At 67.1% G+C, this 11750-nt stretch carries 10 protein-coding genes; 7 read left to right on the top strand and 3 right to left on the bottom strand.

Annotated elements, in window-relative coordinates; all coding sequences use genetic code 11:
- Window positions 1-162: 162 nt before the first annotated feature.
- Window positions 163-1419 (bottom strand): NADP-dependent isocitrate dehydrogenase, encoded by a 1257-nt coding sequence (icd, locus tag WS45_RS23125; RefSeq protein WP_044845581.1) that lies wholly within the window; start codon window positions 1417-1419, stop codon window positions 163-165.
- A 273-nt stretch (window positions 1420-1692) separates the two neighbouring features.
- Between icd and WS45_RS23115 the strand changes: the two genes are divergently transcribed.
- The 6 genes from WS45_RS23115 (at window position 1693) to WS45_RS35890 (ending at window position 8491) form a co-directional block, all read left to right on the top strand.
- Complete coding sequence (locus WS45_RS23115; RefSeq protein WP_059527744.1) at window positions 1693-2271, top strand: pseudouridine synthase; 579 nt, start codon at window positions 1693-1695, stop codon at window positions 2269-2271.
- 281 nt (window positions 2272-2552) lie between these two features.
- On the top strand, window positions 2553-2771 hold the full coding sequence (locus WS45_RS33920) for a hypothetical protein (protein WP_072444916.1): 219 nt from the start codon (window positions 2553-2555) through the stop codon (window positions 2769-2771).
- Between the two features lie 160 nt (window positions 2772-2931).
- Window positions 2932-3432 (top strand): DUF192 domain-containing protein, encoded by a 501-nt coding sequence (locus WS45_RS23110; protein WP_059465624.1) that lies wholly within the window; start codon window positions 2932-2934, stop codon window positions 3430-3432.
- Window positions 3433-3657: 225 nt separating this feature from the next.
- Entirely contained in the window at window positions 3658-5769 is a 2112-nt protein-coding gene (gene fusA, locus WS45_RS23105; protein ID WP_059692211.1) for an elongation factor G, read from the top strand.
- Between the two features lie 185 nt (window positions 5770-5954).
- Window positions 5955-6965 carry a HoxN/HupN/NixA family nickel/cobalt transporter gene (locus tag WS45_RS23100; protein ID WP_059701849.1) on the top strand — a complete coding sequence of 337 codons (1011 nt, stop codon included), beginning with the start codon at window positions 5955-5957 and terminating at the stop codon, window positions 6963-6965.
- A gap of 446 nt (window positions 6966-7411) precedes the next feature.
- On the top strand, window positions 7412-8491 hold the full coding sequence (locus tag WS45_RS35890) for a hypothetical protein (protein ID WP_218921640.1): 1080 nt from the start codon (window positions 7412-7414) through the stop codon (window positions 8489-8491).
- 26 nt (window positions 8492-8517) lie between these two features.
- On the opposite strand, the gene WS45_RS23090 is transcribed toward WS45_RS35890, so the two are convergent.
- Window positions 8518-9363 (bottom strand): aldo/keto reductase, encoded by an 846-nt coding sequence (locus tag WS45_RS23090; protein WP_059701847.1) that lies wholly within the window; start codon window positions 9361-9363, stop codon window positions 8518-8520.
- A gap of 168 nt (window positions 9364-9531) precedes the next feature.
- Between WS45_RS23090 and WS45_RS23085 the strand changes: the two genes are divergently transcribed.
- Window positions 9532-10278 (top strand): GntR family transcriptional regulator, encoded by a 747-nt coding sequence (locus WS45_RS23085; protein WP_059528318.1) that lies wholly within the window; start codon window positions 9532-9534, stop codon window positions 10276-10278.
- Window positions 10279-10299: 21 nt separating this feature from the next.
- On the opposite strand, the gene WS45_RS23080 is transcribed toward WS45_RS23085, so the two are convergent.
- Complete coding sequence (locus tag WS45_RS23080) at window positions 10300-11691, bottom strand: CoA transferase (protein ID WP_059701845.1); 1392 nt, start codon at window positions 11689-11691, stop codon at window positions 10300-10302.
- Window positions 11692-11750 lie beyond the last annotated feature (59 nt).

The following is an 11750-nucleotide window of genomic DNA, read 5'->3' as shown; positions in this document are numbered from 1 at the left end:
GCCGTCATGTTCTACCTTGCAGGGGCGTGCGAGCCGCATCGCGGCGCCGCGGCCCGCATGCCGGACCGCCCTGCCAACAAACCTGCCGTTCATGAAATGCCCCGGCGCCGGCAGTAGGCGCCGGGGCTGCCGGCGGTCCGCCGGCCTGCCCCGGAAGGGGACTTACATGTTCTCGATCAGCACTTCGCCGAAGCCGGAGCACGACACCTGCGTCGCGCCTTCCATCAGGCGCGCGAAGTCGTACGTGACGCGCTTCTGCAGGATCGACTTCTCCATCGCGGCGATGATCGTGTCGGCCGCTTCCGTCCAGCCGAGGTGGCGCAGCATCATTTCCGCCGACAGGATCTCGGAACCGGGGTTCACGTAATCCTTGCCCGCGTACTTCGGCGCCGTGCCGTGGGTCGCCTCGAACATCGCGACCGAATCCGACAGGTTCGCGCCCGGCGCGATCCCGATGCCGCCGACCTGAGCGGCCAGCGCGTCGGAGATGTAGTCGCCGTTCAGGTTCAGCGTCGCGATCACGTCGTATTCGGCCGGGCGCAGCAGGATCTGCTGCAGGAACGCGTCGGCGATCGAATCCTTGATGACGATCTCGTTGCCCGTCTTCGGGTTCTTCACGCGCATCCACGGGCCGCCGTCGATCAGCTCGCCGCCGAATTCCTTCTGCGCGAGCGCGTAGCCGGCGTCACGGAACAGGCCTTCCGTGAACTTCATGATGTTGCCCTTGTGCACCAGCGTGACCGACTTGCGATCGTTGTCGATCGCATACTGGATCGCCTTGCGCACGAGACGCTCGGTGCCTTCCGTCGACACGGGCTTGACGCCGATCCCCGAGGTTTCCGGGAAGCGGATCTTCTTCACGCCCATTTCTTCCTGCAGGAACTTGATGACCTTCTTCGCCTGCTCGGAGCCCGCGGCCCATTCGATGCCTGCGTAGATGTCTTCCGAGTTCTCGCGGAAGATCACCATGTCGATCTTTTGCGGCTCGCGCACCGGCGACGGCACGCCCTTGAAATACTGGACCGGGCGCAGGCACACGTAGAGGTCGAGCTCCTGGCGCAGCGCGACGTTCAGCGAACGGATGCCGCCGCCGACCGGGGTCGTGAGCGGCCCCTTGATCGACACCACGTATTCCTTCAGCACCTGCAGCGTTTCGTCCGGCAGCCACACGTCCGGACCGTACACCTTCGTCGCCTTCTCGCCCGCGAAGATCTCCATCCAGTGGATCTTGCGCTTGCCCTTGTAGGCATGCGCGACCGCCGCGTCGACGACCTTGATCATCACCGGCGTGATGTCGAAGCCCGTACCGTCGCCTTCGATATAGGGAATGATCGGCTGATCGGAAACGTTGAGCGAGAAGTCCTTGTTGACGGTGATCTTGTCACCGCCCTCCGGAACCTTGATGTGCTGATACGGCATGATCGACTCCAGTGACGTGGCTGAGCAGGTGATGCTGGTCGAAACTGCGCGCGCGGCGAGGTGGCCCTGCCACCTTCGTGACGGCAACAGCGAGCGCTATTCTAGCGCCCCAACCGGGGCCGGCGGCACGAAGCGCGACGCTGCGTATCAAGTCTTCCCTTATGTCTTATATAAGACAGAGGACTTGCCGTTCCGTATTATGCATTAAGATTCCGCCATTTGCCATAGACCGCCCGTCCCGCTTCCCGCGGCACGTCGGGCGGGCGCCTCGACATGACCCTGATCGCCCTCAACAAGCCGTTCGGCACGATTTGCCAGTTTTCCGCGCACGAGACGCGGCCGTCGCTCGGCGACTGGGTAAAAGCACCCGGCGTCTACCCGGCCGGCCGGCTCGACGCGGACAGCGAGGGCCTGCTGCTGCTCACCGACGACGGCGCGCTGCAGGCGCGCATCGCCGAGCCGCGCCACAAGCTCGTCAAGCGCTACTGGGCGCAGGTCGACGGCGCGCCGGGCCCGGCCGACCTGAAGGCGCTCGCGCGCGGCGTCGATCTCGGCGACTACGTGACGCGCCCGTGCCGCGCCGAATTCATCGAACCGCCCGACACGCTGTGGCCGCGCAATCCGCCGATCCGCTATCGCGCCGCGATCCCGACCACGTGGATCGAACTCGCGATCACCGAAGGCAAGAATCGGCAGGTGCGGCGCATGACCGCCGCGATCGGTTTCCCGACGTTGCGTCTTGTGCGCGTCGGCATCGGCGCGCTCGACATATTCGCGCTCGGCATTGCACCGGGCGAAACAATCGCGCTGCCGCCGCGCGCCCCGTGGGACGGTTTCGCACGCGCTGAATGACGCATTCCGGCCGCGCGAATTTTTCGTCATCTTTTTCGTCAACCGCCTGCGAAGATCGCGCGTTAAACCACGCAGATGCCAACCTTAGCTATCCGGCATTGGCAGCCGAATCCGTGTTTGCGTCACGAAAGCGACGTTTTCATCGAATACGATTCGGCGCCCGCAGCGCAATGAGAAATTTCTCGAAGCGTCTGTCAACCGAAAGGTGGATGGCACCGTTAGACGACATGACTCCTATTGCCGGGTCATTTGGTTAATTAACTAAAGCTGAGGAACACAACATGAACAAACTGATCGCTGCTCTGGTCGCTGGCCTCTTCGCAACGGCTGCATTCGCACAAGCTTCGGCTCCGGCCGCTCCGGCTGCTGCTGCTCCGGCAGAAGCTGCTTCGGCACCGGCTAAGAAGGCAACGCACAAGAAGCACCACGCTGCCAAGAAGCACCACGCAGCCAAGAAGGCAGCTAGCGAAGCCGAAGCACCGGCAGCTGCTTCGAACTAAGTAAGCAAGCTGTAATAACGCAGTCAAGAACACGCAGTCTTGCCGTTCTTACGGCGTTGAAAGGCAGATCACCGCGAGGCGATCTGCCTTTTTCTTTTTTATGCCCGCCGGCGCGCTTCGCGTACCATGCGGGTCTCGTTTTCCCGATAGGAGCCCTGCTGTGCGATTCTCCCTGCGCTCGTCGCTCGGCCGCCTTGCGCGCGCCGCCGTGTTTCCCGCCGCGCTCGCCGTCCTCGCGCTCGGCATGCAGACCGCCCACGCGCAGATGCCGCCCGGCGCCAAGCAGCCGAGCGAGTTCCCGCGCGCGAAGCTGCGCGCCGGCATGTACGTGATCGACGCGGCCGTCGCCGCAAACGACGCCGACCGCGAACAGGGGCTGATGTACCGGTCGCAGCTCGCGCCGAACGAAGGCATGCTGTTCGTGTTCAACGAGAACGCCGTGCACTGCTTCTGGATGAAGAACACGCTGATCCCGCTGTCGATCGCGTTCATCCGCGCGGACGGCACGATCACCGACATCGACGAGATGAAGGCCGAGACGACCGACAACCACTGCCCGCGCAACAACGGCGTCTATGCGCTCGAAATGAGCAAGGGCTGGTTCGCGGCGAAGGGCATCAAGCCGGGCATGAAGCTCGAAGGCCTGCCCAAGGCCCAGTAACGGCCATTGCCGCGGCGCCGCCGCACGTCGACCGAAGCCGGCCGCCCATTCTTGTGTTGGGCGCCGGTTTTTTTTCGCCGGCCGACGGCGACGCGCGCCTTGATTCGGCCAATGGTGCCCGCATCTGCAAAAGCCACGGACAAGCGCTATGCTTTAAATCTCGCTAGTTCCAGCCCGGGCCGGTGCAGCCGGCCCGCTTACGATCCGAACCACCAGGAGGTTCACGTGCCCCGCAAAACCCCCATCGAGCGCTATCGCAATATCGGGATCAGTGCTCACATCGATGCCGGCAAGACCACGACGACCGAGCGCATCCTGTTTTACACCGGCGTGAGCCACAAGATCGGTGAAGTGCACGACGGCGCGGCCACGATGGACTGGATGGAGCAGGAGCAGGAACGCGGCATCACGATCACGTCGGCCGCGACCACGGCCTTCTGGAAGGGCATGGCCGGCAACTATCCGGAACACCGGATCAACATCATCGACACCCCCGGGCACGTCGACTTCACGATCGAGGTCGAGCGCTCGATGCGCGTGCTCGACGGTGCGTGCATGGTCTACGACTCGGTCGGCGGCGTGCAGCCGCAATCCGAGACCGTCTGGCGCCAGGCGAACAAGTACAAGGTGCCGCGCATTGCGTTCGTCAACAAGATGGACCGCGTCGGCGCGGACTTCTTCCGCGTGCAGCGCCAGATCGGCGAGCGCCTGAAGGGCGTCGCCGTGCCGATCCAGATTCCGATCGGCGCGGAAGATCATTTCCAGGGCGTCGTCGATCTCGTGAAGATGAAGGCGATCGTCTGGGACGACGAAAGCCAGGGCGTGAAATTCACGTACGAGGACATCCCGGCGAATCTCGTCGAGCTCGCGCACGAATGGCGCGAGAAGATGGTCGAAGCCGCCGCGGAAGCCAGCGAGGAACTGCTCGAGAAGTACCTGCACGACCATGAATCGCTGACCGAGGACGAGATCAAGGCCGCGCTGCGCCAGCGCACGATCGCCAACGAGATCGTGCCGATGCTGTGCGGCAGCGCGTTCAAGAACAAGGGCGTGCAGGCGATGCTCGACGCGGTGATCGACTATCTGCCGTCGCCGGTCGACGTGCCCGCGATCCTCGGCCACGACTTCCACGATCCGGAGAAGCCGGCGGAACGTCATCCGAGCGACGACGAGCCGTTCTCGTCGCTCGCGTTCAAGATCATGACCGACCCGTTCGTCGGCCAGCTGATCTTCTTCCGCGTGTATTCGGGCGTCGTCGAATCGGGCGACACGGTCCTGAACGCGACGAAGGACAAGAAGGAGCGGCTCGGCCGGATCCTGCAGATGCACGCGAACGAGCGCAAGGAAATCAAGGAAGTGCGCGCGGGCGACATCGCGGCGGCGGTCGGCCTGAAGGAAGCGACGACGGGCGACACGCTGTGCGATCCGGCCAAGCCGATCATCCTCGAGAAGATGGAATTCCCGGAGCCGGTGATCTCGCAGGCGGTCGAGCCGAAGACGAAGGCCGACCAGGAAAAGATGGGCCTCGCGCTGAACCGTCTCGCGCAGGAAGATCCGTCGTTCCGCGTGCAGACCGACGAGGAATCCGGCCAGACGATCATCTCGGGGATGGGCGAGCTGCACCTCGAAATCCTGGTCGACCGGATGAAGCGCGAGTTCGGCGTCGAGGCGACGGTCGGCAAGCCGCAGGTCGCGTATCGCGAAACGGTGCGCACGACGGCGGCCGATGTCGAAGGCAAGTTCGTCAAGCAGTCGGGCGGGCGCGGCCAGTACGGGCATGCGGTGATCACGCTGGAGCCGAACCCCGGCAAGGGCTACGAGTTCCTCGACGAGATCAAGGGCGGCGTGATTCCGCGCGAATTCATCCCGGCCGTCGACAAGGGCATCATCGAAACGCTGAAGAGCGGCGTGCTCGCGGGCTACCCGGTCGTCGACGTGAAGGTGCACCTGACGTTCGGCTCGTACCACGACGTCGACTCGAACGAAAACGCGTTCCGGATGGCCGGCTCGATGGCATTCAAGGAAGCGATGCGCCGCGCGAAGCCGGTGCTGCTCGAGCCGATGATGGCGGTCGAGGTCGAGACGCCCGAGGACTTCATGGGCAACGTGATGGGCGACCTGTCGAGCCGGCGCGGCATCGTGCAGGGGATGGAGGACATCGCGGGCGGCGGCGGCAAGCTGGTGCGCGCCGAGGTGCCGCTTGCCGAGATGTTCGGCTATTCGACGTCGCTGCGCTCGGCGACGCAAGGTCGTGCGACGTACACGATGGAGTTCAAGCAGTACGCGGAAACGCCGGCGAACGTGTCGGAAGGCGTGATCAACGCGAAAGTGAAGTAAGCGCGGGGTGCGCGCCCTGCTGCGCGCAGACCTCAGGCCCGTCCGGTTCCGGACGGGCCTTTTTTTCGTCCGTCCGACGCGGCACGGCTGGGTGGCCGACGCCCCGACGCCGTTTTTGATCGGCACGCCAGGCCATTTTTGCGCATGCCACAATGCATCGCGATTCGTCCGATGGAACCACCCCGATGCCGCCCACCCCTGCCCTGCGCCGTCTGCTGATGCTGTGTGCCGGCCTCATCGCCGCAAATGTCGCCGTCTGGCTGTGGGCGCTCGCGGTGCTGCACGACCATCCGCTGCTGCTGGGCACCGCCGCGATCGCGTACGGGCTCGGGCTGCGTCATGCGGTCGACGCCGATCACATCGCCGCGATCGACGTCGCGACGCGCAAGCTGATGCAGGACGGCCAGCGTCCGGTGACGGTCGGCCTGTTCTTCTCGCTCGGCCACTCGACGATCGTGTTCGTCGCGACGCTCGGTATCGCGCTGAGCGCGTTCGCGCTGCGCGACCGCTTCGACGCATTCCGCGAGATCGGCGGCACGATCGGCACGGCGGTGTCCGCGACCTTCCTGCTCGTGCTCGCGTGCATGAACCTGGCGATCCTGCGCGACGTGTGGCGGCGCTATCGCGGCGCACCGGACGCGGCTCACGGCGCCGCGCACACGCATCGCGCGAGCGGCCTCGTATCGCGGCTGCTGCGCCCGCTGTTCCGGTTCGTGTCGAGAAGCTGGCACATGTATCCGGTCGGCGTGCTGTTCGGCCTCGGTTTCGATACTGCAACAGAAATCGCGTTGCTCGCGATCGCGGCCACGCAGGCGAGCCATGCGCTGCCGATCCATTCGGTCATGTTGTTTCCCGCGCTGTTCGCGGCCGGCATGACGCTGATCGACTCGACCGACAATGTGCTGATGATCCATGCGTACGGCTGGGCGATGGACGATCCGCGGCGCAAGCTGCTCTATAACGCGAGCATCACGCTGCTGTCGGCGGCCGTCGCACTGGCGGTCGGCGGGATCGAGGCCGCCGGCCTGCTCGCCGACAAGCTGTCGCTGACGGGCCCCGTACGCGATGTGCTCGACGCGCTTGGCGCGCGCTTCGGCGCGATCGGTTACGGCATCGTCGCGCTGTTTCTCGTCGCCTGGATCGCGTCGATCCTCTGCCACCGCTGGCCGCGCGCTGCCGACACGACGGCGCGATAGAACTAGTCAGACGTTTCATTTCGGAAACAAAAAGCTCACGACGGCGTATCACGCGCTGTCACGCGATACGTGCGCGCCTTGCGCCACGGACACGGCCGGCCGTTGGCACGAATCTCGCAGTTAGAGATTCGCACGGCGGGCCCGCGGGCCGATTCGTGTTCCCGGCTGGCCTCCGACGCCAGTCCGACACGCATCGGCCGCCGATACGACAATGCATCGTTGCTGGTCCCCTGCATCACACGTTGATGGTCGCGCGTGACGAGGCATCGCGCGCATCGGGGAGATCAATAATGAGCATAACGAATCAACGGTCCCGCACGGCGGGACGGTGCTATCGCACGACCCTGCTGGCCGCAGCCGCGTTTGCGTGCTGCTGTTCTTACGCGATTGCTCAGGACTCGATGCCCGACGTCGCGTCCGACCCGACCGCCAGCGCAGACCCCGTCATGATGCTCGCCGAGGACTCGGCGTCCTGCGCCGCCGGTCCGGCTGCTTGCGCGGTACACATATATGCCGGCCGCGGCGCTGTGGGCAGCGGTGCCGGAAGTACCTCTGGCGGTAGCAGTCCGGGGAACAGCGGGAATGGCGGAAGCGGCGCCGTCGGGCCTGCGGGCGTCGGTGGATCGATCGGGGCGACATCCGGTGGTACGAGCGGAACAGGTCGTAGCGGCGGTGCATCGGGCAACGGGGGTAAAGGCGGCGGGACCTCGGGTAACGGCACTTCGGGTGGCGGTTCCTCGGGTGGTGGCTCCTCGGGCGGCGGCTCCTCGGGCGGCGGCTCCTCGGGCGGCGGCTCCTCGGGCGGCGGCTCCTCGGGTGGTGGCTCCTCGGGTGGTGGCTCCTCGGGCGGCGGCTCCTCGGGTGGCGGCTCCTCGGGCGGCGGCTCCTCGGGCGGCGGCTCCTCGGGTGGCGGCTCCTCGGGCGGCGGCTCCTCGGGTGGCGGCTCCTCGGGCGGCGGCTCCTCGGGCGGCGGCTCCTCGGGCGGCGGCTCCTCGGGCGGCGGCTCCTCGGGTGGGCATGGGGGCGGTAGTAACGGCGGCGGCAGCGGCGGTAGCGGCGGCGGCGGTGGTGGTCACGGTAATGGTGGCGGCAGCGGCGGCGGCAACGGCGGTCACGGTAATGGTGGCGGCAGCGGCAACGGCGGCGGCAGCGGTGGCGGTACCGGCGGTGGCAACGGCGGTCACGGCAATGGTGGCGGTACCGGCGGTGGCAGCGGCGGTGGCAACGGTGGCGGCGGCAGCGGCGGTACCGGCGGTGGCAACGGTGGCGGCGGCAACGGTAATGGTGGCGGCAGCGGCAACGGCGGCGGCGGTACCGGCGGTGGCAACGGCGGTCACGGCAATGGTGGCGGCAGCGGCACCGGCGGCGGCAGCGGCAACGGTGGCAACGGTGGCCACGGCAACGGCGGCGGCAACGGTAATGGCAACGGGAGCGGCGGCGCCGGCAACGGCGGTGCCAACGGTGTCGGGAACGGCAATGGCGGCGCCGGCGGCAACGGCGGCTCGGCCGGTGGCCATGGCCACTGATCGACGCATCGCCTGACCCGGTACGGTCAGAGCATTTCGAGCGCGCGCTTGCTGCGCGGCGGACGGAAATAGCCGTCGACTTGCGCGCGCTCGTCATCGCTCAACACGAGATCGAGCGCCGCGCGATTGTCGCGGACATGTTCGATCCGCGATGCCTTCGGGATCGCGAATACACCCGGCCGCGCGAGCACCCAGGCAAGCGCGACGCGCATCACCGACACACCGCGTTGCCGCGCGATCTCGTCGAGCGGCGAACGCTTCGGCAGCCGCCCGTGATCGACCGGGCTGTATGCCATCGCCGGCATCCGATGCTTGGCAAGCCATGGCAGCAGATCGAATTCCGGGCCGCGCCGCGCGACGTTGTAGAGGATCTGGTTGGTCGCGCACGCGCCGCCGCCCGCCTCGTCGACGAGTTCCGCCATGTCGGCCGTATCGAAGTTGCTGACACCCCAATGGCGGATCTTGCCCGCGCGCCGCAGCGCCTCGAATCCCTCGACCGTCTCCTCGAGCGGCACCGAACCACGCCAGTGCAGCAGGTACAGGTCGAGACGGTCGGTACGCAAACGCTTGAGGCTCGCTTCGCACGCGGCGACGACGCCCCGCCGGCTCGCATGATGCGGATACACCTTGCTGACAAGGAACACGCCGTCGCGCAATCCGGTCAGCGCCTCCCCGACGAGCACCTCGGTCGCGCCGTCGCCGTACATCTCCGCGGTATCGACCAGCGTCATCCCGAGCGCGATACCTTCGCGCAATGCGGCGATCTCGTCCGCGCGACGCGCGGGCCGCTCGCCCATTTCCCATGTGCCCAGGCCGAGCTTCGGAATGGTCTCGCCGTCCGGCAGGACGACCGTGGCGATCGTGTCTGTCATGCGCTCCTCGCTGCGGATTGGTGGCCGCGCACCCGCGGCCGTAGCATCGAATACGACGCATCAGTGTAGTCAATCGGTGCGGCGTCCACCTGCTGCACGGCAAAAACCGGATATAACGGCGCCGCATGATGACTTAGAATGGCCGGCAATCTGATCGATACCCATTCCATGAAGGCACCCACGGACGACCGCTGGCAGGACCTGCGCCCCGACCCCGAGAACGATACGCCGCTCTACCTGCAGCTCGCCCGCAAGCTCGGCGACGCGATCCACGACAATCGCTGGGCGGCCGGCGAGGCGCTGCCGTCCGAACGCGTGCTGTCCGAAGCGCTCGGCGTGTCGCGCATCACCGCGCGCAAGGCGATCGCGCTGCTCGTCGAGCAGGGCTTGATCCGCCGCACGCAAGGCGCCGGCAACTTCATCCAGCCGCGCTACGAGGATCCGCTGTCGCGGCTGTCGAGCTTCAGCGAGATGCTCGAGCGCCGTGGCTTCAAGCCGAGCTCGCAATGGCTCGAACGCGAGATTCAGCCGGCGAACCGCGACGAAGTCATCCAGCTCGGCCTGTCGCCGGCCGCATCGGTTACACGGCTGAAACGCCTGCGCCTCGCCGACGGCATCGTGATGGCCGTCGAGAACTCGACGTTTCCCGCCACGCTGATTCCCGATCCGCAAGCGATCGGCGGGTCGCTGTACAGCTATCTCGAAGCACGCGGCACGCCGATCGTGCGCGCGCTGCAGCATTTCCGCGCGGTCAACGCGACCGACGAGATCGCGCAGCAGATGGGCATCGCGCCGCACGACGCGCTGCTGCTGATCACGCGAATCGGCTATACGGCCGACCAGCGCGCGATCGAGCTCACCGATACCTACTGCCGCAACGACTACTACGACTTCGTCGTCGAGCTGCGCAAGTAATGCGCGCGGCGCCGCCGGCGCTCATCGCCAGCGCGCTTCGTCCGTGCCGAGCGGCACGGGCGGCCGCGTGAATCGCGGCGGTGTCGCCGACAGGCATTCGGCCGGACGCACGGCATCGATCACGCCGAACGGCGAAGCGGTCCGGTCGATCCGGTCGCGCACGTCGTCGAACGTGAAATCCGGTGCATGCAGGCCGTCCGGCACCGTGCCGAACGATTGCAGCCAGCGCCCCGTCTGCGCGAGCGACAGCCGCACGTGCCAGCTCCCGCCTTCCGTCGCACGGCGCGCGAGCGCGATCATCGCGCCGAACGCCGCGAGATAGCCCGTCGCATGATCGAGCGCCTGGCACGGCAAATGGCGCGGGCCGTCCGCGTGCGCGGCATGCTGCTCGTGCCAGGCGATACCGCTCGCCGACTGCACGAGGCTGTCGAAGCCGCGCCGCATCGACCACGGCCCCGCATGCCCGTACGCGGATACCGACACGCACACGATGCCGGGCCGCAATTCCGCCAGCGCCTGCGGAGAGAACCCGCGCGCCGCGAGCGCGCCGGGGCGATAAGCCTGCAGGAATACATCGGCATCGCGTGCGAGTTCGCGCAGCGTGGCAACGCCGGCCGCCTCGCGCAGGTCGATCCACGTCGAACGCTTGCCGCGCCCGTTGTCGATCACGAGCGATGCGATGTTCGGCAGGTGCGGACCGTTGACGAGCAGCGTCTGCGCACCGTGCGATGCCAGCGTGCGGCCCGCGACCGGCCCCGCGATGATGCGCGTGAGATCGAGCACGCGCACGCCCGCGAGCGGCTGGTCGGGCTCGCCGCGGCCGATCGCCTCGACGGGCGCGTCGCCGATCCGCTCGATCTCGAACAACGGCAGCGACGCGAGCGCGCGTGCCTGGTCGTGCGCCACCCATTCGTCAGGGGTTCTGATCAATGCCGCGCACAGGCCGGCCTCGGCCAGCGCGGTATCGAGCGCCGCGCCGTCCCATGTGCGGATCGCGGCCGCAACGTCGTCACGCTGCGGGCCGCAGCCGAGCACGTCGAGAATCCCGTGCAGGTGATGCGGAAAGTTCGCATGCAGCTGGATCCAGCGTCCGTCGCGCGTGTCGTAGAAGCCCGTCACCGGATGGCGCGGCTCGGGCGGCAGGCCGTCGTCCACGCGCAGGTAGCGTTCGCTCCGGAATGCGACGAGCGCGTCGCGCATCGATACGTCGACGCGCTGCGCGATGCCCGTGCGCAGCCGGTGGCATTCCGCCGCCGCGAGCCCGGCTGCCGCGATCGTCGCCGCGGCGAGCGTGCCGACGTGGAACGTCGACGGCAGCGTCGGGTCCTGCCCCATCACGGCCGCGCGGGCCAGCGCGCCGGGCTCGCCGTGCGCGAGTTGCCACAAGCGGGTCAATGCGAGTTCGGGTGTCATGGTGGAAGCGAACCGTTGAGGAGACGGATTCGAGTCTAGAATTCGCGACGGGCGCGATC

Origin of the sequence: Burkholderia sp. RF2-non_BP3, from assembly GCF_001522185.1 — a bacterium.
Taxonomy (GTDB): Bacteria; Pseudomonadota; Gammaproteobacteria; order Burkholderiales; family Burkholderiaceae; genus Burkholderia; species Burkholderia diffusa.
Note: the sequence above shows the minus strand (reverse complement) of the source record. Positions and strands in the feature narration are given on the sequence as shown.